This window comes from Streptomyces sp. NPDC007088, from assembly GCF_042869355.1.
GTDB lineage: Bacteria > Actinomycetota > Actinomycetes > Streptomycetales > Streptomycetaceae > Streptomyces.
Window position 1 is genome coordinate 55,081 of sequence record NZ_JBIAFO010000022.1, and the last position, 25,420, is coordinate 80,500.

Genomic DNA, 25,420 nt, shown 5'->3' on the forward strand with positions numbered 1-25,420 from the left:
TGCGTATGCGGCGAGGATACGTGCTCCGCCGGAGCCACCCGCTCCCCCGTGCGCGATGTCCGGTATACCGCAGGACGCCCACCGCACCGTCGGGGCGAGCCGGGCCGGGGGGTTCCCGCGCGAGTCCCCGCCACAGCCGCGTATCGCATGCGTAACCCTGGGCGCCTTCCTGCGAAACACAGGGAACCTACGGTCCATTTCCGTCTTGGTATACCTAGCAAGGAGGACGCGGCATGGCAGCGAGCGCCGATGGGCCGGCTAAGGAACAGGCGCGGTCCGAGGAGTACGAGGACACTCCGGTCCCGGCCGTCGCACGGCGCGGACTGCTGTCGGTGTCGGCCGTCTGGTTCGGCTTCCCCATGAACCTGGGGAACGCGGTGTTCGGCGGGGTCATCGTCTACAACCTGGGGCTGCCGCGCGGGCTGGGCGCGATCCTGGTGGGCAATCTGGTCCTGCTCGCCTATGTGGGGGTGCTCAGTCACGCGGCCGCCCGCACCGGGGAGAACTTCTCCCTTCAGGCGGCCGGGGCCTTCGGCGCGCGCGGCCGGGTGCCCGCCGCCGCCTTCCTGTCCACCGTGGTCATCGGCTGGTTCTCCTTCCAGATCGGGCTGACGGGCACGACTCTCCAACAGACGCTCGGCTGGTCGCCGTGGGTCGGGGCCCTGGTGGGCGGGGTGCTGTACACGGCCGTCACGGTCGTGGGCATCCGCGCGCTGTCCCTGCTCGGCCTGGTCGCGGCGCCCCTGTTCGTGGTGCTCGCGGTCGTCGCGCTCGGCTTCGGCCTGCGTGACGGGGACACCTCCGTGGGCTCCGCCCTGGCGTACTCGGGTGGGGGGCACGCCCTGTCCTTCGGCGCGGCGGTGAGCATCGTCGTCGCGGGCTTCGCCGACTCGGGCACGATGACGGCGGACTTCACACGCTGGGCCAAGGACGGCAGGTCGGCGGTCTTCGCGACGGTGTGCGCCTTCCCGTTCGCCAACGGCATCGCCTTCGGCGTGGGCGGTCTCGTCGTGGCCGTCGGCGGTGCGGTGAACCCCGCGGTGGACGGCGGCGGGTTCCTCGGGCTGCTGACGGGCCACGGTCCGCTCCTGACGGGCGTCGCGGTCCTGTTCGTCCTCGCCAACCTCGGCTCGGTCGCGACCCACTGCCTGTACAACGCGGCGGTGGGGTGGTCCTCCCTGACCCGGGTCCGGATGCGTCCGCTCGCCGTCGTCCTCGGTCTGCTCGGGCTGCTCGCCGCGCTCACCGGGGTGTGGGACGCCTTCCTCGACTGGCTGAACCTGCTGGGCGTGTTCGTGCCGCCGATCGGGGCGGTCCTCGTCGTGGACCAGATACGCCGCAGGCGGTCCGCGCGGGCGGTGCCCACCGGTTTCCGTACTTCGGCGTTCGTGGCCTGGGCGGCCGGGGCGACGGCGGCGGGGCTCGCCCACTACCTGCTCCCGGGCGCGGTCGACGCCGTCGTGGGCATCATCGTGGCGGCGGCGGTCCTCGTGACGGTCGACCGCCGCCCGGCGCCCGTCCGTGAGGCGGGTGTGGCGCGGGCTTCGGCGGGCGCCCCGCTCGCCTGAGCCCCGAGCGCCCCGGACCGGCCGGGAGCGCGCTGTCCCGATGACGACTGGAGACGACGTGAACAGTGAGGACCGAGACGCCCTGTGCGCCCTGCCCGCGGCCGAGGTGGGCCGCAAGGTGGGGGCGCGCGAGCTGTCCCCGGTCGAGGTGGTGGAGGCGGTGGTCGAGCGGATGGCCGGGACCGATCCGGTCCTGCACGCCTTCTGCACCCCCGACGCCGAACAGGCGGTGGCGACGGCCCGCGAGCTGGCCGGCCGCATCGCGCGGGGGCACCGCCCGGGGCCGCTCGCCGGGGTGCCCTTCGGGGTGAAGGACCTGATCTCGACGCGCGGACTGCGCACCACCTCGGGCTCGGTCGTCTACCGGGACTTCGTCCCCGAGGAGGACGACATCGTCGTCGAGCGGATGCGGGCGGCGGACGCCATCGTGCTCGGCAAGACCAACGCGAGCGAGTTCGGCTACAGCGCGACGGGACACAACCCGCTCTTCCCCACCACCCGCAACCCCTGGAACCCGGCGCTGACGCCCGGGGGTTCGAGCGCCGGCAGCGCCGCCGCGGTGGCCGCGGGCGTGGGGCCGCTGGCCCTGGGCAGTGACGGGGGCGGTTCCGTACGGGTGCCCGCCGCGCTGTGCGGACTCGTCGGGTTCAAGGCGTCGATGGGCAGGGTCCCGGTCTACCCGGGGTGCCGGGACGAGCGCCTGCCGGGGGTTTCGGGCTGGGAGACGCTGGAGCACATCGGCCCGCTCAGCCGCACCGTGGAGGACGCGGCCCTCGCCCTGTCGGTCCTGGCCGGTCCCGACCCGCGTGACCGGCACTCCATCCCCTGCTCCGACGTCGACTGGCGCGCCGCGGCGCGCGCGGGGGCGGACACCGGGGTGGCGGGGCTGCGTGTCGCCTTCAGCGCCGATCTCGGGTACCTCGCCGTGGACCCGGAGGTGCGCCGCGTGGCGGCCCGTGCCGCGGCGGTCTTCGCGCGGGAGCTGGGCTGCGAGGTGGAGGAGACCGACCCCGGCTGGGAGGACCCCGCGGACCACTTCGCCGCGCTGATCATGGCCGACACGGACCTCACCGGCATGCGCGCACTGGTGCGCGCCCACGGGGCGGCGATCTCCCCGCATCTGCGCGCGCTGCTCGAACGGGACTGGAGCGCGCAGGAGTTCACCGACGCGGAGATGGCGCGCAAGCGGCTCGTCAACCAGTCGGCCCGCTTCATGAGGCGTTACGACCTGCTGCTGTCCCCCACCACCTGCGTGCCCGCCTTCCCGGTGGGCATCGAGGGGCCCGGCCGGATCGACGGGAGGGAGGTCTCCCCGACCGCCTGGACCGGCTTCACCTCTCCCGCGAATCTGACGGGGCAGCCGGCAGTCAGCGTCCCGGCCGGGTGGACGTCCGACGGCAGACCGGTCGGCCTCCAGATCGTCGGCCGGCACCTCGCGGACTCCACGGTCCTGCGCGCCGCGGCCGCCTTCGAACAGGTGGCCCCCTGGGCTCGGCACCGGCCGCCTGCGCACATCACGGCGGCGGCTGCGGGGAGTTGAGGGCACCGCACAACGCCCTCGCTCGTGTACCGGTGGCCGGCTGATCGTCAGCGGCCGTCCTTCCCCGCGACACCGAACACCTCTAGCGTGATCGACGTCATGGCATGGGCATGTCGGTTCTGCGGAGGTGGCGTATGAGGACGCGAGGCACACGGGCACGGTACGGGGCGGTGCTCGCAGCGGCGGTGCTGTGGATCACTGCGGGCGGGACGGCCTCGGGCGCGGAGCCCGAGGCCTACTCCTCGACGACGGGCGTCGGCGTCCACAACGCCTACGAGAAGGACAAGTACCCCTACCTCGCCGACGCCCTGGACTCGGGTGCCGGAATGCTGGAACTCGACGTGTGGACCAATGCGCTGGGTTCGTCCTGGCGGGTCTCGCACGGCAACCCCCTGGGCAACGACAACAACTGCGAGAACGCGCGCGGTCCGGCGGAACTGCGCACGAAGGCCCGCAACCAGAGTCTCGCGGGCTGCCTCGCGGACATCAGGAGCTGGCACGACGCGCACCCCGGGCACCGCCCCGTCCTGCTGAAGATGGAGCTGAAGGACGGTTTCCTCGCGACCAGGCAGCGCGGCCCGGCCGAGCTGGACGCCCTGCTGCGCGAACGGCTCGGGGACGCGCTCTACACCCCCGGACAGCTCGCCGGCACCTCCCCCGACCTGGACACCGCCGTACGGGAGAGGGGCTGGCCCACGCGTTCGGCGCTCGCGGGGAAGTTCGTGGTCGAACTGATCCCCGGCACGGTGGAGGAGGGCAACCCGCTGGACACCCTGTGGACGGACGAGGAGTACGCGCGGCACCTGCGCACCCTGTCCGCCGCCGGCCGCCTGGACGAGGCGGCGGCCTTCCCGGCCGTGCACCGGGCCGGGGCCGGCGATCCGCGCGGACGGTACGCCGACGCCTCGCTGCGCCCGTGGTTCGTCCTCTTCGACGGCGACGCGGCCACCTACACCAACGGCACGATCGACCTGCGCTGGTACGTGGACCGCAACTACCTGCTCGTCATGACGGACGCCCAGAACGTCGCCCCGGCCATCGACGGGGTGCACCCCACCGAGGCGCAGGCCAGGGACCGGCTCGCCCTGCTCGCGCGCGCCGGGGCCAGCGTGGTCTCCGCCGACTGGTACCCGCTGCCCGCCGTCCTGTCGACGGTCGTACCGCGCGGTTGAGCCGGGCGGCGGCGACTCGAACAGCCCAGCTCAGCGCGCCGCCGCCCCGAGCCGTCACGGATCATGCGAGGACGATCACCTCTCCCGGGCAGGTTCGACGGAGGTCCCCCGCATGTATCCGGACGGCTATGAACTGGTCTTCGAAGACCCCGACGTGAAGGACGCGATCGTCGTCCTGCGCACCGACCGCACCGGCGCCGGCGGCGCACCCGTGTACGAGGACGAGACCGGCATCGTACGGGCCGAGATCAACGACCAGGGAGAGATCCGCATGCTGGCCAGCGGCGGACAGCAGTCGCACGACGCTCCCTCCGAGGTGAGGCCCCTGCGGACCTGAGGCCGGGTGGCGGGAGGGGCGGGGCGGGGAAGCCCTTCGCGTCCTTCCTCCGCCTGCCTCGCGCCACAGCCACGGCCTCGCGGGCCGCCCGGTCAGCGCGGCGGTGGCGCGGACTGGTCCGGGTTCCGCGGCGGGCGGGGCGAGATGCGCAAGTGGGCCAGTTCCGGCGGGGGCGGGCTGGTGAAGGACCACAGCGGGGGCGCCTCCTCAGCCGCCGGGGCGTCGGTGAGCCGCAGCCGGCTGCGCAGCCTGCCGTAGAAGTCGGGGGTGCGCATGCGCACGACGCGCAGCCGGCGCCGGGCCGCGTAGACGCCGATCCAGTCCCCCGGTTCGAGCACCCCGCGCAGTTGTCCGTCGACGCTCACGGCGGCGCGCCCCGAGTGCGGCAGGACGCGCAGCGCGACGGGCTCGTCGGGGGCCACGATCACGGAGCGGTCGAAGGTCATGTGGGGAGCGACCGGCGTGAAGACGACCGCCTCGGTGTGCGGGGACAGGACGGGCCCGCCCGCCGCGAAGCTGTAGGCGGTCGAGCCCGTGGGGGTCGCGGTCAGCAGGGCGTCCGCCGAGTAGGACGCGAGCAGCCGTCCGGAGATGTACACCCCGACGGCCACCTGCCGGTCCCTGGCGAGCTTCTCCAGCACGATGTCGTTGACGGCGTAGACGTCCAGGGCCGTGCCCCAGCCCCCGCCCTCGGTCCGGTCCGGCGCCTCGCGGGGCTGTGGCGGCGGCAGCAGCGGCCCCCGCCCGTAGTGCAGCAGCGCCTCCATGTCCGTGGGGATCTCCAGCGGCCGGGAGGCGCGCACGGTGAGCAGCATGCGCTCCTCGATCGTGGCCCGGCCCTCGTGGACGTCGTCGAGCGCGGGTCGCACTCCGGCGGCGGGCACCTCGGTGAGGAAGCCCACGGTGCCGAGGTCGACACCGAGGACCGCGGCCCCGTCGCACGCGGCGACCCGCGCTCCCCGCAGGAAGGTGCCGTCCCCGCCGGTCGTGACGACGAGGTCGGGGCGTCCGGCGGCCCGCGCCTCCTCCTTCGCGCTGCGCCGCTCCTCGCCCTCCCGCCAGACGTCGATGTCGTGGCAGCCGACGCCGTGGTCCGCGCACCACGCGCGGATCGCACGGGCCACCTCGACGGCGGCGGGCCGCCCCTGGTGCACCACGAGTCCTACCCGGCTGACGGACACGACGCCTCCTTGTGACGGGGCACGGCGGACCGGGCCGTGTGGGCGCGGCCCTCCGCCTGCTTCGACGGGAGCCGATTGTCCACCGCGCGCCGGTGTGCGCCGGGCAGGACGCGGCGGGTGTCAGCAGGACGTGGTCCGCCGCGGTCGGTGCCGGGCTCCCCCGCCGCGCGGCGTCGCTGTCCCCGTACCCGATCGCCTCGGCGCTCCGCACGGGTTCCTGGCGTCTCCGGGGGTACGAGCCGCTACGGCCGGGACAGCAGCGCCGTCAGGGCGGCGGCGGGCAGGGCGTGGCGGGTGTGTCCGCGCGGTCCGGTCGTCGTGGTCGCGGTGAGCAGCGAGTTGAGGACGGCCTCCTCCACGCTGTCGAGTACGGCGGTGAACACGGGGTCCAGCGCCTCGTCGGGGACAGCGGCGGGGCCCGCCTGGGTGCCGACCGGGCGGGTGCCGAAGGCCAGCCCGTAGTCCCCGCTGCCGTGCCCGTAGGCGGCTCCGGAGCGGGCCAGCGCGTACACGGCGCGGCGGGCCAGCCGGGTGAGCTGACGGGCGTCGAGCGGGGCGTCGGTGGCGACGAGGACCATGCAGGAGCCGTTCTCCGGCTCGGGGTCGCCGTCCGGGAGGCCGAGGCTCGCCGGTGTGACGGCACGTCCGCCGACCCGCAGCGTCCCGCCGAAGTTGGCCTGTACGAGAACGCCGACGGTGATCTCGGCCCCGGCCAGCGGCAGTATCCGGGAGGACGTGCCGATCCCCGCCTTGAAGCCGAGCGCGGTCATCCCGGTGCCGGCCCCGACGCAGCCCTCGGCGACGGGGCCCCCGACCGCGCCGTCGAGAGCCGCCCGGACGTGTTCCTCGCGCACGGGGCGGGTCCTGATGTCGGAGAGCAGTCCGTCGTTGCACTCCCCCACGACCGGATTGAGGCTCTGTGTCCGGGCCGCCTCCGGCCGCTCCAGGAGCCAGCCGACGAGGGCGTCGGCGACGCGGAAGGCGGAGAGCGTGGACGTCAGGAGCACTGGTGTCTCGATCGCCCCGAGTTCGGCGATCTGAGTGCTGCCGAGCAGCTTTCCGTAGCCGTTTCCCGCGAACACTCCGGCGGGCAGCGGCCGGTCGGGCCCCACCCCGGCGGGCACGATCGCGGTGACGCCGCTGTGCACGTGCGGGGGCCGCACGAGTGTCGTGTGCCCCACGCGCACCCCGGGGACGTCGGTCAGGGCGTTGTGCGGCCCGGTGGGCAGGGCGCCGACGCCGAGCCCGAGGTCACGCGAGCGGGGCGGCTGCTTCGGGGCGGGGGCCGGTTCGGCTGCGGCTGGGTGCATGGCCGGGAGGCTACCGCGCCGGGTGATCACCCGGCCGGGCGGCCCGCTGCACGAGGCGGCAGGGCGGTCACGGGGTCACGCCCGGAAGACGCCCGCTTTCACGGCTCACGTTTCGGGGCGCCCGAGCGTTTACCCGGTGTGAGTGCTGAGAGCGTCGTGAAACCGCCCTTCGAGGAGATCGTCTCCGCGTACGGCCCGGTCGTCCTGCGCGTCGCGCGGGCCGTACTGGGTCCCTACGACGCGGAGGACGCCTGGTCCGAGACCTTCCTGTCCGCGATGCGGGCCTACCCCGATCTGCCGGCCGGGGCCCGCGTGGAGGGGTGGCTCGTGACGATCGCGCACCGCAAGGCCCTCGACGTCGCGCGGGGGAACGCGCGCCGGGCGGTACCCGTGGAGCGCCTCCCGGACCGGACGGCGAGGACCGGCCGGCCCGAGGAGGCGGACCCCGACCTGTGGAGCGCGCTGCGGGCACTGCCGCCGCGGCAGCGACAGGCCGTCGCCTACCACTACCTGGCGGGGCTGCCGTACAAGGAGATCGCCGCGCTCACCGGTGGCAGCACGCAGGCGGCCCGCCGGGCGGCGGCGGACGGGATCGCCGGTCTGCGCCGGGCCGGTGCGGGCGCCGCGAGCGGCGGGGAACGGATCGACGAGGAGGAGGGCCGAAAACCGCCGAGCACGAGAGGCACGAGAAGCACGAACAGCTCACGAGGGCACGGGCGGAAACGGAAGGACGGACCGAAGCCATGAAGGACACCGCGAGGAACGAGACGCGCGAGCACCTGACCGCGCACGAGGTGAGCTGGGTGCAGGAGGTGGGTCCGCTGAGCGACGCGGAGGGGCCGGACGAGGCGACGGACGCCCCGGGGGGCTCTGGCGCGGAGCGGGCCGAGGCCGGACGGCTGCTCTCAGGGCTGGCCGCCCACGAGGCGCCCGCGCTCGGCAGGCTGCACGCACGACTGGCCGGGCGCGCCGAGGAGGCGGACCTCCTGGACGTCGCGTACCGCACGCTCGACACCCCGGCGGGAAACCTGCTGCTGGCCGCGACCCGGGAGGGGCTGGTCCGGGTCGCCTTCGCCGTACAGGACCACGCCGCGGTCCTCCAGGACCTCGCCGACACGGTGAGCCCCCGGATTCTGCGCGCCCCCGCCCGGCTCGACGCGAGCGCACGACAGCTGGACGAGTACTTCGCGGGGACCCGCAGGCGGTTCGAACTGCCGCTGGACCGGAGGCTGTCGAAGGGTTTCCGGCGCGCCGTCCTGGACCACCTCGGCGACATCGGCTACGGGCGCACCGAGAGCTACGCCCAGGTGGCGGCGGCGGCCGGCAGCCCCCGGGCGGTACGCGCCGTGGGCACCGCGTGCGCCACCAATCCGCTGCCCCTGGTGGTGCCGTGCCACCGGGTGGTGCGCTCGGACGGGACGAGCGGCGGATACGCGGGCGGTCCCGAGGCCAAGCACCTGTTGCTGACGATGGAACGGGCCGCCTGAGAACGGGCCTTCCCCGGTGCCGTGTGCGGTTCACGCGGCGGCGTGTCCGGTTCACGCGGCGGCGTCCTCCGGTTCACGCGGCGCCGTGTCCGCCGGGACGCCCTGTTCTCCTGGGCACCACGCCCTGACCGGCCCGCTCGGCGTCGCGCGGGCCGGTGGCCTCCTCACGGGGAGGAGAACAGCAGACCCGCGACCACCCGGGCCGTCTCCTCCACGTCCTCGCCCGCCTCCTCGCCGAGCGCCCCCACGAGGTGCAGGGAGGCGTAGCCGTGGACGAGGGACCAGGCGGCCACTCCGGCGAGCCGCGGCCCCGCCGTGGTGCGGCCGCCCACGGCCCGCTCCACTCCCCCGGTCAGCAGGGCGCGGGCCCGCTGCTGCGCCGCGCGCAGTTCCGGGTCCTCGGGGTGCAACAGGTCGCGCCGGAACATCACCGCGAAGTGGGCGGGGTGCCGTACCGCGAACCGCACGTAGGAGACGCCGAGTTCGACGAGTTCCGAGGCGCCGGCGGGGCTCGCTCCGAGCGCGTCGGCGAGCAGTCCGTACCCCTCGGTCGCCAGGGCGGTGAGCACTCCTGCCTTGTCACCGAAGTGGTGCACGGGGCCGGCGTGGGACACTCCGGCCCGCCGCGCGAGATCCCGCAGGCTGAGGCGGGCGGGTCCGTCGCGCTCGATGGCCTCGACGGCGGCGTCCAGGAGGGCGCGGCGCAGATCGCCGTGGTGGTAGGGGTGTCGAGTTGTCACGTGAGCAGCATAGGCCGGAACCTTTCACCGACAAGTTCCGTCCGCCACCTCCGCCTTGCCGAGGACAGGACTCCCGCGGAACGCCGAACACCGCCGGGGGTCGCCCACGCGCTGAAGGCCCCTCTCGCCACGGCTCCTGCCCTCGTCATCGTCATCCTGCTCATCGTGCACCTCGCGCTGCGCGCGGCGGGGGCGGCCGGCGTTCCGCTCGCGCGCTCCTGGCCCGTGGGCTCGCGCGGCGATGTGGCGGCGACGCTCCCGGCCACCTCGGCCGCTCACCCCAGCCGCCGTCTCACCAGATCGACCCGACCCACTCGGGGTGGTCGACGAACGGGTTCCGGTTGTGCTGGTAGCTCGTGTAGATGACGTCGTTGCGGTGTTCCTCGAAGCTGTCCGGCGGGTCCTGCTCGCTCCACTCCTTGAGGACGGAGAGCCTGCCGAGGGCGGGGGCGGAACCGTTGCTGACCTTGTCGTTGGGCTCCAGGTCGGGGCAGCCGTCCTCGCCCTCGTAGCGGACGGCCATGTACAGGATCATCCGGGCCACGTCGCCCTTGACCGCGTCCCTCGGCTCGAAGCTGTCGCCGTCGGTGTAGTTGCCCGGGGCGCCGGAGACGGGGGCTCCCCCGTCGTCGAAGTCCTTGTTGCCGCGCGCCGCGTTGACGGCGACATCCTCGGGGCGCAGGTGGTGCAGGTCGGTGCCGGGGCCGGTGGCGGTGCCGAAGTCGCCGTGGCTCTTGGCCCACACGTGCTCGCGGTTCCAGTCACCGGCGTTGCCCCCGCTGCGGGACTTGGCCACGGAGGCGCCCGTGTACAGCTCGATGACGTGCGTGGGGTCGGCCGGGTCCTCGTCGGTGTCGCCGAGCGCGTCCCACACGGCGGAGTACGAGATCGAGGTCTGGTCCTTGACGATGTCGTGCAGAGCGTCCTTGAGCGCCGCTCCACTCTTGCCCTCGGCGTCCGCGTAGTAGTCGGCGACGGCCGCCGACGGCGGGGCCGGGGCGGCCGGTTGCGCGGCGGCCCCGGGAGCCGCGGCCGCGCCGAGCGCGAGGAGCGCGGCGCAGCCGAGGGCGAGCCCGTGGGCCCTGCGGGAGACACGAACGTGGCGGGACGGGTGGGGGGTCGGCATAGTGGCCCTCTCGCTGGCGGCAGCCGCCTCGTGAGCACTGCCGGTCCGTCAGGTCCTGGGCACTGTGGCATGGCCCGGCCCTCGGCGGGCCGGTCTCACACAACTCTTACGCACTCGCCACAGCCCTCCGGCCACCCGGAGGAGACACGTGCACGCGTTGCTCGAAACATGCTCGTTAATGCTCTCAATGAGCTTTTTCCGATCAACTCTTGTCATTCACTGAGCGTCAGTGCAGGATCAGTGCATCGCGCAGCCACACCCCCGTGAGCGCGCCCTGCGCTGCGCGGGGGCCGTCCGTGCCCGCTCTCTTCCTGTCCCGCTACGCGGAGGTGAAAGTGCCCACCGCTGTGCCCACGGCGCCCTTGCCGGGCGCACCGCCGGTGCTCGTCCCGACCGGGACGACGCCGGGACGGGTCGGTCGTGACGCGCGGCCGGCCGGCCGGCGCGGGCGGCCCGAACCGCTGCCGGCCGTCCGGCCGGTGATCAGTGGGAAGACGTCCTCACACCGTGAGGACCTCGATGCCCGCGTCCCTGAACGGGGCGAGGGCCTCGGCCGTGGCGCTGCTGTCGGTGACCAGGATGTCGACCTGATCGGCGGTGCAGATCCGGGCGAAGGCGCGGACCCCGAGCTTGCTCGCGTCGGCGGCCACGACGACGCGCTGGGCCCGCTCGCACAACAGGCGGTTGATGCCCGCCTCGTCCTCGTGGTGGGCGGCGGCGCCGTGTACGGCGTCGAAGGCGTTGACGCCGAGCACGGCCGTGTCCACGGTGATCTGGTCGAGGACACCGTCCGCGAGGGGACCGGTGAGCTCGTAGGACTGGGGGCGGGCGACCCCTCCGGTCAGGACGATCTTGAACTGGGGGCGGACGGACAGCTCGTAGGCGATGTTCAGCGCGTTGGTGACGACGGTGAGGGCGGGTGTCCCCTCCGCCAGGTCGGGCCGGGCAGCGAGCGCCCCGGCCACCTCGGTGGTGGTGGTGCCCCCGGTCAGTCCCACTGCCTCCCCCGTGCTGATCAGCCCGGCCACGGCACGCGCGATCCGCTGCTTCTCCGGGGCGCGGCGGGCGGCCTTGTACCGCAGGGGCAGGTCGTAGCTCACCCCGTGGGCCACGGCCCCGCCCCGGGTCCGCACCAGCATGCGCTGCTTCGCGAGCTGGTCGAAGTCGCGCCGGATGGTGGCGGCGGAGACGTCGAGCTCGCCGGCGGCCCGGTCGACATCGAGCCGACCCTCGTCCGCGAGGAGTTCCAGCAGTGCCCTCCAACGTGCGTCGCGGGACATGTCTCGCTCTCTTTCGACGGGCCGGCTCCCCGGGGGCGGGCGGCCTGACCCGGTGCGGGTGCGCACGACCTCCACCGGCCGTTCGACCAGTGCGTTCGCGCACAGGCAACTATTCCTTCAACTTATGGGATCTCGCAATGAGCCATGTACAGGGTGAGCTTTCCTCGCAGCCGGAGTGCTGGGAGCGGGCGGCGGGGATCGCGGCGGGCGGCAGTGCCGCGCTGCCCGAGCGGGGGGAGCGGGTGGCCGTCGTGGGCTGCGGCACCTCTCTCTTCATGGCCGAGGCCGTGGCCGCACTGCGCGAGGGCTCGGGGCAGGGTGAGACGGACGCCTTCGCGGCCTCCGAGTTCCCGGCCGCCCGCGCCTACGACCGGGTCCTGGCGCTGACCAGATCCGGTACCACGACGGAGGTCCTGGAGCTGCTGGGAAAGGTGCGGGGCACGGTGCGCACCGCCGCGATCACGGGTGACCCGGACTCGCCCGTGATGAGCGCCGCCGACGACGTCGTGGTCCTCGACTTCGCCGACGAGCGCTCCGTCGTGCAGACCCGGTTCGCGACGACGGCGCTGACGCTGCTGCGCGCCCACCTCGGGCTGCACACCGAGGAGGTGGTGGCGCAGGCACGGGCCGTGCTGGAGGCCCCGCTGCCCCACGGACTCCTGGACTGCCACCAGTTCACCTTCCTCGGCCGGGGCTGGAGTGTCGGGATCGCGCGCGAGGCGGCGCTCAAGATGCGGGAGGCCTCGCTGTCCTGGACCGAGGCGTACCCCGCGATGGAGTACCGCCACGGGCCCATCAGCATCACGACGGCGGGTACCGCGACCTGGATGTTCGGGGACGCGCCCGACGGGCTGGCGCAGCAGGTGCGCGAGACCGGCGGGCTGTGGGTGAACGGCCGCCTCGATCCGCTCGCCGACCTCCTGCGGGCCCAGCGCCTCGCGGTGGCGCTCGCCGAGGCCGGGGGCCTGGACCCGGACTCCCCGCGCCACCTCACCCGCTCTGTCGTGCTCGACGAGGTGTAGGCGATGCCGCTCGTCGAAACGGGTGAACTCGTCGCGCGGGCGCGTGCGGAGGGGGTGGGGATAGCAGCCTTCAACGTCATCACCCTCGAACACGTCGAGGCCGTGGTGGCGGGCGCGGAGGCGGCGGGTGTCCCCGTCGTCCTCCAGGTGAGCGAGAACGCGGTGAAGTACCACGGCGGCCGGCTCGCCCCGCTCGCCCGCGCCGCCGTCGCCGAGGCACGGGCCTGCGCGGTGCCGGCTGCCCTGCACCTCGACCACGTCAAGAGCGAGGAGTTGTTGCGGCAGGCCGCCGACGCGGACTTCGGCTCCGTCATGTTCGACGGGGCCCACCTGCCGTACGAGGAGAACCTCGCGGCGACGCGGGCGGCGGCCCGCTGGGCGCACGCGCACGGCCTGTGGGTAGAGGCGGAGCTCGGAGAGGTGGGCGGGAAGGACGGCGCGCCACCGCTCGACGCGCACGCCGCGGGGGCCAGGACCGATCCCGTCCAGGCCCGTGCCTTCGTCTCGGCCTCCGGGGTGGACGCCCTCGCGGTCGCCGTGGGCAGCAGCCACGCCATGACCTCGCGTACGGCCGTCCTGGACCACGCGCTGCTGGAGGGGCTGCGCGCGTGCGTGGACGTACCACTCGTCCTGCACGGCTCCTCGGGGGTGCCGGACGAGGAGTTGCGGCGGGCGGTGCGCGGCGGGATCACGAAGGTCAACGTGGGCACCGCGCTCAACATCGCGATGACCGGCGCGGTGCGCGCGGTGCTCGACGCCCAGCCGCGGACCGTCGACGCGAGGCGGTACCTGCGCGCGGGCCGGGACGAGATGACCCGGACCGTGACCGAGCTGGCGCGGCTCGTGCGGGGGGAGGCGATCGCGGCGCGGCCGTGACACCGGCGGGCCCCGGCTCGTTGGTGACGGCATGAGGGGGCGCTGTCCCGGGCGGGACGCCCTGCCCGGGACAGCGCCCCCTCATTGCCACCCCGAGCGAAGGAGCCCGTCATGGCGGTCCCGTCCGGCACCGAGATCCGGTTGGCCTCCCGTACCAGTCCGATGGCCACGTACCAGGCGCGGACCTGTCTGCGTCTGCTGCGTGCGGCCTGGCCCGGCCTGCGTTTCCGGCTCGTACCGGTGCTGACGCTGGGCGACCGGCACACGGGCCCGCTGGCCTCCGTCGGCGGCAAGGGCGCCTTCGTGAAGGCCATCGACGACGTGCTGCTGGGCGGGGGCGCGGAGCTGTCCGTGTCCTGCGCGAAGGATCTGCCCAGTCCGCACGACCGGCTGCCGGGCATCGTGCGCGGAGCTGTGCTGGAGCGCGACGATCCGCGGGACGCCGTGGTCCTCCCGCTCGGTGCGCGTCCCCTCGGCCTCGACGCGCTGGAGGCGGGCACCTGTGTGGGGACGGGGGCCCCGCGACGGATCGCCCAGCTGAGGTCCCTCTGTCCCGCGCTGCGTCCGGTGCCGGTGCGGGGCAATCTCGACGGGCGGCTCCAGCGGCTGGACGAGGGGGCCCGCGGGCTGGGCGCGCTGGTCGTCGCACGTTCCGGGATGCTGCGGCTCGGGGTGCAGGAGCGGGCCTCGCAGATCCTCGACCCCGCGGTGTGGCTGCCCGCGACCGGTGCGGGGATCGTGTGTGTCGAGCACCGGGCGGGCGACACGGCGATGGCCGAGCTGCTGGCCCCGTTGAACCACGCCCCCACCGAGATCGTGCTGCGGGCCGAACGGGCCGCGCTGGCCGCCCTGTTCGGCGACTGCGCGACGGCCGCCTCGGTGCACGCGGTCCTGCACCCGGACGGCGCGCTCGCGGTGCACGCCGCGGTGTTCGCTCCGGACGGCTCGGCGACGGTCCGGATCGACACGCGCGGGCAGGGCACGGAGCCGGTCGCTGTCGGCAAGGAGACGGCGCGTCGTCTGCTCGCCGAGGGCGCGGACCGGTTGCTGCCGCACGCGTGGGCGGGGCGGCGTCCGGGGGCGGCCGGTGCGCGCTGAGCGCCCCCGCGGCCGGCGCCCGCCGGGCCGGAACACCTCCGGCCCGGCGTGTCGGTCCCGCGTGGTTCAGTCCCGCTCCAGGGCGACCACGGCGTTGTGACCGCCGAAGCCGAAGGAGTGGCTGACGGCCCGCCGCAGGTCGACCCGGCGTGTCGTCTTGGTGACGCAGTCGATGGCGAACGCCGGGTCGGGCGCGTCGAGGTTGGCGACCGGCGGGACGAGTCCGTGTTCGAGACTCAGGACGGTCAGCCCCGCCTCGATGGCCCCGGACGCGCCCATGCAGTGCCCGAGCACCCCCTTGGGCGCGGTGACGGGGGGCCGGTGCGGGTAGAGCCGGGCGATCAACGCGGCCTCGGTGGCGTCGTTGAGTACGGTCGAGGTGCCGTGCGCGTTGACGTGCTGGACCTCCTCGGGTGTCCATCCGGCCTCGCGCAGCGCGGAGCGTGCCGCCACCTCGGCGATCCGCCCCGAGGGGTGGGGGCGCGTCGGGTGGTGGGCGTCGGTGGAGGCCCCGAAGCCCGCGAGACGGGCCCGGCACCGTGCGCCTCTGGCCCGCGCGTCGTCCTCGCGTTCCAGGACCATGATGGCGGCGCCCTCGCCCACGACCAGACCCGAACGGTCGGGTGCGAAGGGGCGGCAGGCTTGGGCGGGATCGCCGTCCGTGCGGGCCCCGGCCCCCGAGGTCGCGAAAGCCTGCATGACGAGCGGGAACACGAGGGACTCGGTGGCCCCCGCGACGGCGACGTCGCAGGCGCCGGAGGCCAGCAGGTCGCGCGCCACGGACAGCGCGGTCACCCCGGAGGAGCAGGCCGTGCAGGGGGCCATGCTCGGTCCGGTCGCGTGCATGCGGATGGCGATCTCGGCGGCCGGCATGTTCGGGATGGTCAGCAGGACGCCCTGCGGGGAGGTCGCCCCGGGGCCGCGCCGCTCGTAGAGCGCCGCCTGCTCGGTCAGCGAGGCCGTTCCGCCGCTACTGGTGCCGACGACGACCGCGACACGGGTACCGTCCCAGGTCGCGGGGTCGTGCCCGGCGTCCGCCACGGCCTCGACGGCCGCGAGCAGTCCCAGCAGAGTGAAGCGGCCCATCCGGTAGGCGGCCCTGCCGCCCACCGCGCCGGCCAGGTCGCCGTCGACGGTGCACGCGAAGTCGATGGGCAGGCCCGCGAGTTCGGGTAGCGGGCGGGCGGTGGAGATTCCCGCGCAGACGCCCTTCCAGGTGGATTCGGCGTCGCCGCCGGCCGGAGTGATCATGCCCAGGCCGGTGACGACGACGGCGGGCGCGCTCATCGGGTGGCGTTCTTGGTGGCGCGGTCGAGGTGGCCGGTGATCTCGGCGAGGGTCGCGTTCTTGTGGACTTCGCCGGCGTCGACGTCCACCCCCGTGCGCTCCTTGAGCACGACGGCGAGTTCGGCCACGGCCAGGGAGTCCATCTCCAGGCTGTCCACGGTGGCGTCGGGACGGAGTTCGGCGTGCGGGATCTTGAACGTGCCGGTCAGGATGTCGAGGATCTCCGGGTGGATCGTGCCGGAGCCGGTCTCGGTCATGGTGGTTCCTCCATGAGGGGTCGCGTTGCGGAGAGGAAGGTCGAGGAGAGAACAGGGGGCGGCGGGCGGCCGTGCGGACCGGGGGCGTCAGCTCAAGGCGCCCACCGCGGCCGGAGGGAGCGTTCCGGCGGCGGTCTCGGTGAGGACCGGGTCGCCGTGCCACGGCCCGCCGGGGTCGTCATAGGTGTCGAGGAAGTCGGGGCGGCCCAGCGGAAGGGCGTCGAGCACTTCGGACGGCACCGAGAAGGCCGCGGTCAGTGCGGCGGCACGCGGGGCGAGGTCCGCGACGAGTGCCTCCCGCAGCCCGGACAGCGCGCGCACCTGATGGGCGGTCATCGCTCCCTCGGCGAGGAGTCCTGCCGCCGTCCCGTCGAGGCGGGTGAGCGCGAAGAGGGTGCGCAGGTCGGCGAGCGCGGTGCGCTCGGGGGTGCCGTGCGCGAGGCCGGCCTCGGCGGCGGCGAGCGCGTCGAGCGCCTGTCCCACGGCGTGCGCCTCGACGAGACGGAGCGCGGCGGGTGCGCCCGCGTTCCAGCGGTCGAGTGCGTCGCCCGCGGGGACCGAGCGCATGGCGGCGCGGGCGTGTTCGTGGTGCAGGGACTCGGCGGTGGTGAACAGGTCACGCTGGAAGCCGTAGTCGGTCAGCTCGCGTCCCGCGGGCCCGCTCGCGGGCCGGGGCACGGCCGGGGAGGCGACCAGTTCGGCGGCGGCCTTCGCGTACACCGGCAGGTTGTCGCCCTCGGCGGTGATGGCTCCCTCGATCCCGGTGACCAGGAAGGGCAGCAGGTTGTTCGCCAACAGGCCCTGGGCCCCGCAGCGTTCGCGGCACTCGGTCAGGACGGAACGGGCCTGCCAGGTGATCCACGCCTTGGCCACGGCGCTCTCCCGGGCCGCTTCGGCGGCCTCGGCCGGGGTGTGGTGCAGCCAGCGGTGGAGCGCGGCGCGGTGCAGGAGGTTCATGGCGTACGTCGTCGCGATCGCCTCCACGAGGGGTGCGTGGTGTGTGCGGTGCGCGAGCAGCGGGACACGCTCGCCGGCCCGTACCCCGGTGATCGTCCGGTGTCGCGCGTACCGGACGGCGAGGGCGAGGGCGAGCCGGGCCGAGCCGACGGCCGAGGCGCTCATGCAGATCCGGCCGGCCGTGACCCGGCCGATCGAGACGAGGAACCGCCGTCGGCGGCCGGCCAGGGCCGCGGTGAAGGCCCCCGTCTCGTCGACGCCGCCCTGGTCCCCGGTGAGCAGCGCCGCGCGGGGCACGAAGACCCGGTCGAAGGAGGTGAGGCAGTGGTCGACGGAGCTGCCCATCCGGTCGGGCAGCCTGCGCACCCGTACGCCGGGCAGCGGCCCTTCGGGCCCGGTGAGATCCACCAGGAACAGGAAGACGCCCTGGTCCGTGCCGTCCCGGTCGATCAGCCGGGCCGCCACGACAGCGGTCTTCGGCCCGCCGCACGTACTGGTGTTGGGCATGAACTTCTGCGCCCCCGCGTGCGGGGTGGTGAGCACGAAGCCGGAGCGTTCCGCGTCCCATTCGGCGCGGGTCTCCAGGGCCACCGCGTCGTTGCCGTGCGCCACTTCGGTGCACAGGAAGGTGCCGACCCGTTCCACCGCCTCGTACGGGCCGAGGTCGCGCGCCCCGGGGCCCGCGTGGTCCACGAGGCTGCCGAGGAAGAGGTTGTAGTGGATGCCCGCGACCGTCGAGAGGTCCGGGTCGACCGGCGCCGTCCACTCGTGCAGGCTCGCCAGCGCGGCGAGGTCGCGGGCGAGGCCGAGGCCGCCTCCCGCCTCCGCCTGGACGTCACGGACCTGACGCAGCCGCCGGTACGCGGTGCGCAGGCGCTCCTCGCGGTCCGTCGTCCCGGTGGGCAGCAGGGAGTCCCGGGCCACCAGCGCACGCCAGCGTCCGGCCTCGGGACCGATGAGCAGGGGGGTCAGTCCGTCGAGCGTGCCGGGCAGTCGTGTCGTGTCGTGCACGTCCACTGTTCTCCGTTCTGCGTTCTCGACCTGGAGTGGGGGCTCCGGGCGGGGTGTTTCGGGGGTCATGGGCAGCAGAGGGCGAGGACCACGTTGTGGCCGCCGAATCCGAAGGAGTGGCTCAGCGCGGTGGCGAGCCGCACCGGCCTCGGGGTCTTGGTGACGCAGTCCAGGTCGAACCCCATACCGCTCAGGTCGAGGTTCGCGACGGGCGGCACCACTTGGTGTTCCAGGGTGAGCACCGACACCACGGCCTCCAGCGCCCCGGCCGCGCCGAAGGTGTGGCCGATGGTGCCCTTGACCGCGGTCACGACCGGCGGGCGGGCGTAGGTGCGGGTGATGACGGCGGCTTCCATCGCGTCGTTGAGCGGGGTCGAGGTGCCGTGCGCGTTGATGTGGTCGACGTCCTGCGCGGACCAGCCGGCGTCCCGCAGCGCGGCACGTACCGCTTCCCGCGCGCCCGCCCCGTCGGCCGGCGGGGCGGTCGGATGGTAGGCGTCGGTCGAGGAACCCGTACCGGCGAGCAGGGCGCGTACGCGGGCGCGCCGGGCCCTGGCGTGGGCGAGGCGTTCGAGGATCACCACGCCCGCTCCCTCGCCGAGGACGAAGCCGTCTCGGTCCTCGGCGAACGGGCGCGAGGCGGTGGCCGGGTCGGTACGGGTCGACAGGGCGCCCATCCGCGCGAAGGCCGCGAGCACGAGCGGGGTCAGGAGGGACTCGGCGCCTCCGGCGATCACGAGATCGCACTGCCCGGTGTCGAGGAGGTCCCGGCCGACCGCGAGCGCGCTCGCACCGGAGGCGCAGGCCGTGGTGGGCGCGAGCGAGGGGCCCCGTGCGCCGAGGGCGATGGCGATCTCACCCGCCGCCGCGTTGGGCATCATGAGCGGGACGAGGGAGGGCGCGACCGCCTCCGGCCCACGGCTGTCGAGGCGGCGTACGTTGTCCACGAGCGCCGACACCCCTCCGACACCGACGCCCAGCACGACCGCGACCCGCGTCCCCTCCCAGGTGGCCGGGTCGAGCCCGGCGTCCTGGACGGCCTCCCGGGCGGCGAGCAGCGCGAGCTTGCTGAAGCGTCCCATACGCCAGGCCGCGCGCCCTCCGACCTCCGCGTCCACGTCGATGTCCTCGGGCAGCGCGCACCCGAAGCCGACGGGCGCGGAGCCCAGTTCGGGCAGCCGCCGGGCCAGGGAGCGGCCTGCGCACAGGGCGTCCCACAGGGCACCGGTGCCGAGCCCGGCCGGGCTCACCGCACCCAGGCCGGTGACGGCCACCGCACGACGGTTCACGGCTGATCACCGCCGCACGCTCGTGGCCCTGGCGTCGGTACACGCTCCATGCGCTTTCCTTGAGTTCGAGTGGGTTGGACAGGACAGTCGGCCGTGGACGGACCGTGAACCGGCGGGGTGCGAGGTGCCGGGGCCCGCGCCGGACGGTGCCCGGACGGTGGGGAGGCGGCCGGCCCGGCACGGCCGACGGGGTGACGTCACCGGCCCCGCCGGGGCCGTTCAGCTCCGTGCGAGGGGCCCCGGCGCCGCTCCGGACCGCCTGGAGGCGATCGGCCTCCTGTCCGTACGGGGCGCGGAGAGGCGCAGAAACCGTTCGCCTGCTCGTCCGCGCGGAGGCTCGGGGCGCACGGCGGGGCCGCCCCAGGACAGGCCCCGCGCGGTGCGCGGTCCGCACGGACGGTGCGATGGTCGTCGAGCACAGCCTGGGCTCCGGCCGCAGACCCCCTGCGCCCCGCGAGCGCGTGGAGAGCCGGTTCCGTACACGAACCGGACTCCCTCAAGCGGGAGTTGTCCGGAAGCAAGGGCACCGGACGCGGTCCGGACGGCCGCTGCCGTGCCCCGGCCCCGCATGTACCGGCCGGGCGTGACCGGGTGAGGGCACCGCCGCGGGCCTGGCGGGGGCGGCCCGGACTCCCCGCACGGACACGGGGCGGCCTTGTGGGCCGGGTCCACCGTGGTCGCCGTCGCCGTCACCGCCGCCGCTCGTACGAGCCGTCCGCCCGCTCCCCCGCGCCGGTCCGCCGACCGCGCGTGCGCCTCCCGGGGTGGCGGGAAGGACGCGTGGGTGACCGCACGACAGAGCACTCGTCCGCCGAACCGCTCGTACGCCGCCGCGCCCCGCGGGAGCGTCCCGAGGCGTACGAGGCCGTCGAGCGGCATGACTAGCGACTGCATCACACTCCGTCACAGAAATGGCCGTACACGGGCAAAGGAAACAAACTCGCCACGGAGAAACATTCCGGCAAGATCGGCCAGGACATTCCTACCGCATGACGACCCGTTCCCTGTCGCAAACCTGCGGCGCCCGCGCACCCATAGTGGCGACTACCTGCGCAAACGCCGTCGCATGACGCAGCGTGACCCTGGGGACTTCACTCGCTGGGAGGACGGCGACCGTACGGCTGAATCCGGACAGGCGCTCCGGAGCGGGCTCGATGGCCCTGCCGGGGTCGCGCGACGAGGGCTGTCCGTGCCGTCGTCCCGGGCGCCGCGGGGGCGGTCACCGGCACTCCGCGAGCCCTGGGGTTCGTCCACCGGGACCCGGCGCCGGCCCGGCGGCCCGGCCCGTGGTCAGGACGACTCGCGCACGATCAGCTCGGGATCGAAGAGCACCGCTTCGGCCTCGGCCGGTCCGCCCTCGATACGCTCGTGCAGCAGCCGCGCCATCTCCGCCCCCATGGCCTCGACCGGCTGCCGTACGGTCGTCAGCGGTGGGCGGCAGGTCGTCGCGGCCGCGCTGTCGTCGAACCCGACCACCGAGACGTCCCGCGGGATGCGCCGCCCCTGTTCGCGCAGGACCTGGCACGCCCCCTGCGCCATCAGGTCGTTGGCCGCGAAGACGCCGTCGAGATCGGGCACCTCGCGCAGCAGTCCACGCATCGCCTCCTCGCCGCTGGCCAGCGTGAACCCGCCCTCGGCGAAGGGGACATGGGCTGTTCCCCGGCGAGCCATCGCCTCCCGGAAGCCGGTGAGCCGGTCCTGGCCGGCGAGCACGTCCAGTGGCCCGGTGATCGTCACGATCCGGCTGCGACCGCGCTCCAAAAGATGTTCGGCGGCCATCCGGCCCCCCTCGCGGTGGGCGAGATCCACGTAGCTCAGGGGCACCGGGATACCCGGCCGGGCGAACAGCACGGCCGGAACCCCGGTCTCCACGATCCGCGCGGGCAGGGGGTCCGCGGCGTGGGTCGAGACCACGAGCGCGCCGTCCGCACTGCCCTGGCGCAGGTAGGCGATCACCTGCTCCCGGGTCACGTCCGTCTCGGCGAACAGGAGGACGGGGTGCAGGGAGCGCGGTCGCAGGTACCCCACCACCCCGCCGACCACGCGGCCGAAGAAGGGGTCGGCGAAGACCCGCGCGGCGAAATCGGCGCCCTCCGCGTCGCCGCCCGCCCCGGAGACCACGAGCGCGATGGTGCCCGCGCGCCGGGTCACGAGGGACCGGGCCGCCCGGTTCGGCGCGTAACCGGTCGCCGTGATGGCCTCGCGCACCGCCGACTGGATGGCGGGGTCGACGTTGCGCACCCCGTTGACCACCCGCGAGACGGTCGCCCGTGAGACCCCGGCCACCCGCGCCACATCCTCCAGCGTGGGCGCTCCGGTACGGGCCTGCGGCTCTCTGCTCATGCCAGCAGCCTAACCGAGCGGAGAGCGCTCTCCGCGGCCTTCGCCCAAGCCCCGCGAGCGAGACGGGACCACATCGGCCCACTGTCCGAAAATCACCATCCCACACGCTCGCGGACCGGAGCGAGGGCGGAACGATAACGGAAACGAGACGTTCATCTTCCCTTGACACGAACTTGTCAGCGGCGGAACACTCCGGAAGTGGGAGAGCGCTCTCCCGACGCGTCATACGTCCGCGGCCCAGCTCCTGACGGCGGGCCGGGGACGGGGGAGTGCGCGGCACCGGAGCGCTCTTCCCCCCATCCGCTCGGACGACAGGAGGTCTCCCATGGCGAGGGGATCGCGTTTCCGCAGCTCGACGTACGGTTCCGGAATACTGGTCGCGGCGGCGGTGCTCGCCGCCTCGGTGGGGCTGGCGCTGCCCCAGGCGTCGGCGGGCGAAGCCCCGCAGAAGTCCTCGGTCAGCGCGGTCCAGGCCGACCGGGCCGCTCCGGCCGCACACAGCAAGCACATGGCTCCGGCCGCGCCCAGGGCGTTCGGCGACGACCCCGACGGCGACGGCTACATCCCGGCCGTACCGCCCGTCACCGCGAGCCCTCCGCCGGCCCAGATGCCGCCGCACCGGTACTTCCACGAGTTCCAGGCCAACTGTTCGCAGACACACACCGCCCCGGACGACCCGATCGTGTACCCCGGCCAGCCCGGTGCCTCGCACGACCACACGTTCATGGGCAACCGCACCACGAACGCCAAGTCCACGACCGCGACCCTGGACGCCGGCACCTCGAGTTGCAAGGCGCCCGCCGACAGGTCCGGTTACTGGATGCCCTCCCTCTACAACGGCGACCAGAAGATCCTCCCGGTGGGCCCGCAGACGATCTACTACAAGTCGGGGGTCACCGACTACACGAGCGTGCGCCCCTTCCCCAAGGGGCTGCGGTTCGTGGTGGGCAGCCCGATGCAGTCCGCGGAGGAGTTCCGCAACAGCAAGGGGTTCGTCGAGGGCTGGGAGTGCGGGGACAGCTACTTCAACACCGAGTTCCCCCCGAGCTGCCCCAGCCGGCCGGACGTACAGCTCAACCTCCGCTTCCAGGCACCCAGTTGCTGGGACGGGAAGAACCTGGACACCCCCGACCACAAGGCCCACATGTCCTACCCGGTCGTGAAGCCCGGCACCAACGACAACATGTGCCCGAGCACTCACCCCGTCGCACTGCCGATGATCGAGTTCAAGATGGCCTGGCCGGTCAACGGTGACACCTCCAAGCTCCGGCTGGCCAGCGGTGCGGCCCACACCTTCCACTACGACTTCTTCAACGCCTGGGACGACGCGACGCTGAAGGCCCTGGTGAACCACTGCATCGTCGGGGGCCTCCAGTGCGACGCCCGGGGCTACGACGAGACCAACCCGGACCGGGGAGCGGCCCTCAACGCGAACTACGAACTGCCCTGACCGGACCGCTCCGCTCTCTCTGACTGACGCCTGCCCGCGCCCGCATCGGCGCGGGCGGGTCCCCCCACCCACGGACTCCCGAAGGAGCCAGTCACGATGCGCAGAAGCACTACGGCCCTGGCGGTGACGGCAGCCCTCGCCGCCGCCGCGTTCGCCCTTCCCGCCCCCGCCGCCCAGGCGGCCGGCTCGGTGGTGAAGGTGACGGGCGGCCAGAGCAACTGGCAGCTCACGGTGGACGGTTCGCCGTACACCGTCAAGGGCCTCACCTGGGGCCCCTCCCCCACGGACGCCGCGAAGTACCTGCCCGACGTGAAGTCGATGGGCGTCAACACCATCAGGACCTGGGGCACGGACGCCTCCAGCGCCCCGCTGTTCGACGCCGCCGCCGCCAACGGCATCAAGGTGGTGGCCGGCTTCTGGCTCCAGCCCGGCGGCGGCCCCGGAAGCGGCGGCTGTGTCGACTACCTCACGGACACCGACTACAAGAACGACATGCTCGCCGAGTTCCCGAAGTGGGTGGAGACCTACAAGGACAACCCGGGCGTCCTCATGTGGAACGTCGGCAACGAGTCGGTGCTCGGTCTGCAGAACTGTTACAGCGGTGACGCGCTGGAGCAGCAGCGGGACGCCTACACCACCCTGGTGAACGACATCGCCAAGAAGATCCACGCGGTCGACCCCAACCACCCGGTCACCTCGACCGACGCCTGGACCGGCGCGTGGCCGTACTACAAGAAGAACGCACCCGACCTCGACCTGTACGCGGTCAACGCCTACCAGGACGTGTGCGGGGTCAAGAAGGCGTGGGAGGACGGCGGTTACGACAAGCCGTACATCATCACGGAGACCGGCCCGGCCGGCGAGTGGGAGGTCCCCGACGACGCCAACGGCGTCCCGCGGGAGCCGACCGACGAGGAGAAGGCGGCCGGCTACACCCGGGCCTGGGACTGCGTGACCGGCCACCAGGGAGTGGCCCTCGGCGCGACGATGTTCCACTACGGCACCGAGTACGACTTCGGCGGCATCTGGTTCAACCTGCTGCCGGCCGACGAGAAGCGGCTGGCGTACTACAGCGTGAAGAAGGCCTACGGGGCGGACACCTCGCGGGACAACACGCCGCCCGTGGTCGGGGAACTGTCGATCGACGGGGGCGCCTCGGCGGTCCCGGCCGGCAAGGAGACGACCGTCACGGCCCCCACCGAGGACCCCGACGGTGACGCCGTCACCTACGAGGTGCAGGTGGGCAGCAAGTACATAGACGACGCCTCGGCGTTGCGGACGGTGCCGGCCACCGACCTGGGTGGCGGCAAGCTGCGTTTCACCGCCCCGGACCGCACCGGTGTGTGGAAGATCTACGTCAAGGCCAAGGACGGCAAGGGCAACGTGGGTGTCGCCACCACCTCGGCCAAGGTCGTGGCTCCTCCGGTGGACGGGACCGACCTGGCGCGCGGGAAGACGGCCACCGCCTCCTCCTTCCAGCCCACCGGCACCGGCTGCCCCTGCGGTCCGGAGAACGCGGTGGACGGCGACGCCGGTTCGCGCTGGGCCAGCGACTGGAGCGATCCGCAGTGGATCCAGGTCGATCTGGGCGAGCGGACCGCGTTCAGGCACATCCAGCTCGACTGGGAGTCGGCCTACGCCAAGGCGTACACCATCCAGGTGTCCGACGACGGGCAGAGCTGGCGGACAGTGCACGAGGTGACGGACGGCAACGGCGGCATCGACGACTTCGACGTCAGTGACAGCGCCCGCTATGTCCGGCTGCACGGCACCGCACGCGGCACCGGATACGGCTACTCGCTCCACGAGTTCGGCATCTACGGCTGATCCGGGGCACCACCGAGGCGAGGGCCGGGCCCCATCCGTGCGGATGAGGGCCCGGCCCTCGCCCTTTCATTTCTTGGCCGTTTCGGGTCGGCCCCTCGCTCCTCCCCACCACTTCTCGAAGCGTCCAACGCCTCTGAGCTGCCGTCAAACCGCCCTGGAAAAAGTGTTATCCAGGGCCTTCGCTCGGTTCGCCGCCCCGACCTGGGAACTTGCCGGAAGGACCTTGTGCACAACTCTTGACGGCCCATGGCGGCGCGGCAGA

At 73.7% G+C, this 25,420-nt stretch carries 21 protein-coding genes; 11 read left to right on the plus strand and 10 right to left on the minus strand.

The genetic code is table 11. From position 1 onward, the window contains the following. Window positions 1–233: 233 nt before the first annotated feature. The 4 genes from ACFYMP_RS27090 to ACFYMP_RS27105 all read left to right on the plus strand — a co-directional run bounded on the left by ACFYMP_RS27090 (window position 234) and on the right by ACFYMP_RS27105 (window position 4,617). Window positions 234–1,568: a purine-cytosine permease family protein gene (locus ACFYMP_RS27090; RefSeq protein WP_388862404.1), complete on the plus strand. Its 1,335-nt coding sequence runs from the start codon at window positions 234–236 to the stop codon at window positions 1,566–1,568. 40 nt (window positions 1,569–1,608) lie between these two features. After that, a complete protein-coding gene (locus ACFYMP_RS27095; RefSeq protein WP_388862406.1) occupies window positions 1,609–3,108 on the plus strand; it encodes an amidase in 1,500 nt (499 codons plus the stop codon). Window positions 3,109–3,242: 134 nt separating this feature from the next. After that, window positions 3,243–4,280: a phosphatidylinositol-specific phospholipase C domain-containing protein gene (locus ACFYMP_RS27100; RefSeq protein WP_388862408.1), complete on the plus strand. Its 1,038-nt coding sequence runs from the start codon at window positions 3,243–3,245 to the stop codon at window positions 4,278–4,280. Window positions 4,281–4,392: 112 nt separating this feature from the next. Then, complete coding sequence (locus tag ACFYMP_RS27105) at window positions 4,393–4,617, plus strand: DUF6296 family protein (RefSeq protein ID WP_388862409.1); 225 nt, start codon at window positions 4,393–4,395, stop codon at window positions 4,615–4,617. A 92-nt stretch (window positions 4,618–4,709) separates the two neighbouring features. Here the strand turns inward: ACFYMP_RS27105 and ACFYMP_RS27110 are convergent, their stop codons facing one another. Then, entirely contained in the window at window positions 4,710–5,798 is a 1,089-nt protein-coding gene (locus ACFYMP_RS27110; protein ID WP_388862411.1) for an NAD(+)/NADH kinase, read from the minus strand. Between the two features lie 242 nt (window positions 5,799–6,040). Next, window positions 6,041–7,108, minus strand: coding sequence for a P1 family peptidase (locus ACFYMP_RS27115; protein ID WP_388862413.1), 1,068 nt, complete (start codon window positions 7,106–7,108; stop codon window positions 6,041–6,043). 138 nt (window positions 7,109–7,246) lie between these two features. Here ACFYMP_RS27115 and ACFYMP_RS27120 point away from each other — a divergent pair, with 138 nt between their 5' ends. Together ACFYMP_RS27120 and ACFYMP_RS27125 are read left to right on the plus strand one after the other, a co-directional pair. After that, a complete protein-coding gene (locus ACFYMP_RS27120) occupies window positions 7,247–7,855 on the plus strand; it encodes an RNA polymerase sigma factor (protein ID WP_388862414.1) in 609 nt (202 codons plus the stop codon). Continuing rightward, a complete protein-coding gene (locus ACFYMP_RS27125; protein WP_388862416.1) occupies window positions 7,852–8,595 on the plus strand; it encodes a methylated-DNA--[protein]-cysteine S-methyltransferase in 744 nt (247 codons plus the stop codon). Before ACFYMP_RS27120 ends, ACFYMP_RS27125 begins: the two co-directional genes overlap by 4 nt. 164 nt (window positions 8,596–8,759) lie before the next feature. Here the strand turns inward: ACFYMP_RS27125 and ACFYMP_RS27130 are convergent, their stop codons facing one another. The 3 genes from ACFYMP_RS27130 to ACFYMP_RS27140 all read right to left on the minus strand — a co-directional run bounded on the left by ACFYMP_RS27130 (window position 8,760) and on the right by ACFYMP_RS27140 (window position 11,741). Beyond that, entirely contained in the window at window positions 8,760–9,335 is a 576-nt protein-coding gene (locus ACFYMP_RS27130; RefSeq protein WP_388862418.1) for a TetR/AcrR family transcriptional regulator, read from the minus strand. A 292-nt stretch (window positions 9,336–9,627) separates the two neighbouring features. Next, complete coding sequence (locus ACFYMP_RS27135) at window positions 9,628–10,461, minus strand: endonuclease I family protein (RefSeq protein WP_388862420.1); 834 nt, start codon at window positions 10,459–10,461, stop codon at window positions 9,628–9,630. A 500-nt stretch (window positions 10,462–10,961) separates the two neighbouring features. Continuing rightward, window positions 10,962–11,741 carry a DeoR/GlpR family DNA-binding transcription regulator gene (locus tag ACFYMP_RS27140; protein ID WP_388862422.1) on the minus strand — a complete coding sequence of 260 codons (780 nt, stop codon included), beginning with the start codon at window positions 11,739–11,741 and terminating at the stop codon, window positions 10,962–10,964. Window positions 11,742–11,878: 137 nt separating this feature from the next. On the opposite strand from ACFYMP_RS27140, the gene ACFYMP_RS27145 reads away from it, so the two are divergent. The 3 genes from ACFYMP_RS27145 (at window position 11,879) to hemC (ending at window position 14,737) form a co-directional block, all read left to right on the plus strand. Then, window positions 11,879–12,763, plus strand: a complete 885-nt coding sequence (locus ACFYMP_RS27145; protein WP_388862424.1) for an SIS domain-containing protein — start codon at window positions 11,879–11,881, stop codon at window positions 12,761–12,763. 3 nt (window positions 12,764–12,766) lie between these two features. After that, window positions 12,767–13,639: a ketose-bisphosphate aldolase gene (locus ACFYMP_RS27150; protein ID WP_388862426.1), complete on the plus strand. Its 873-nt coding sequence runs from the start codon at window positions 12,767–12,769 to the stop codon at window positions 13,637–13,639. A 111-nt stretch (window positions 13,640–13,750) separates the two neighbouring features. Continuing rightward, the gene (gene hemC / locus ACFYMP_RS27155; RefSeq protein ID WP_388862428.1) at window positions 13,751–14,737 is read left to right on the plus strand and encodes a hydroxymethylbilane synthase; all 987 of its coding nucleotides are present in this window, start codon (window positions 13,751–13,753) and stop codon (window positions 14,735–14,737) included. A gap of 66 nt (window positions 14,738–14,803) precedes the next feature. Here the strand turns inward: hemC and ACFYMP_RS27160 are convergent, their stop codons facing one another. From ACFYMP_RS27160 to ACFYMP_RS27180, 5 genes are all read right to left on the minus strand, one after another. Next, window positions 14,804–16,024 carry a beta-ketoacyl-[acyl-carrier-protein] synthase family protein gene (locus ACFYMP_RS27160; RefSeq protein WP_388862430.1) on the minus strand — a complete coding sequence of 407 codons (1,221 nt, stop codon included), beginning with the start codon at window positions 16,022–16,024 and terminating at the stop codon, window positions 14,804–14,806. Beyond that, window positions 16,021–16,281, minus strand: a complete 261-nt coding sequence (locus ACFYMP_RS27165) for an acyl carrier protein (RefSeq protein ID WP_388862432.1) — start codon at window positions 16,279–16,281, stop codon at window positions 16,021–16,023. Before ACFYMP_RS27165 ends, ACFYMP_RS27160 begins: the two co-directional genes overlap by 4 nt. An 87-nt stretch (window positions 16,282–16,368) precedes the next feature. Continuing rightward, window positions 16,369–18,249, minus strand: a complete 1,881-nt coding sequence (locus ACFYMP_RS27170; RefSeq protein ID WP_388862434.1) for an acyl-CoA dehydrogenase family protein — start codon at window positions 18,247–18,249, stop codon at window positions 16,369–16,371. 65 nt (window positions 18,250–18,314) lie between these two features. After that, the gene (locus tag ACFYMP_RS27175; RefSeq protein WP_388862436.1) at window positions 18,315–19,538 is read right to left on the minus strand and encodes a beta-ketoacyl-[acyl-carrier-protein] synthase family protein; all 1,224 of its coding nucleotides are present in this window, start codon (window positions 19,536–19,538) and stop codon (window positions 18,315–18,317) included. 1,290 nt (window positions 19,539–20,828) lie between these two features. Beyond that, a complete protein-coding gene (locus ACFYMP_RS27180; protein ID WP_388862438.1) occupies window positions 20,829–21,881 on the minus strand; it encodes a LacI family DNA-binding transcriptional regulator in 1,053 nt (350 codons plus the stop codon). A 325-nt stretch (window positions 21,882–22,206) separates the two neighbouring features. On the opposite strand from ACFYMP_RS27180, the gene ACFYMP_RS27185 reads away from it, so the two are divergent. Beyond that, window positions 22,207–23,331, plus strand: coding sequence for a DUF1996 domain-containing protein (locus ACFYMP_RS27185; protein WP_388862440.1), 1,125 nt, complete (start codon window positions 22,207–22,209; stop codon window positions 23,329–23,331). 96 nt (window positions 23,332–23,427) lie between these two features. Then, window positions 23,428–25,158: a discoidin domain-containing protein gene (locus ACFYMP_RS27190; protein ID WP_388862442.1), complete on the plus strand. Its 1,731-nt coding sequence runs from the start codon at window positions 23,428–23,430 to the stop codon at window positions 25,156–25,158. Window positions 25,159–25,420: the final 262 nt, after the last annotated feature.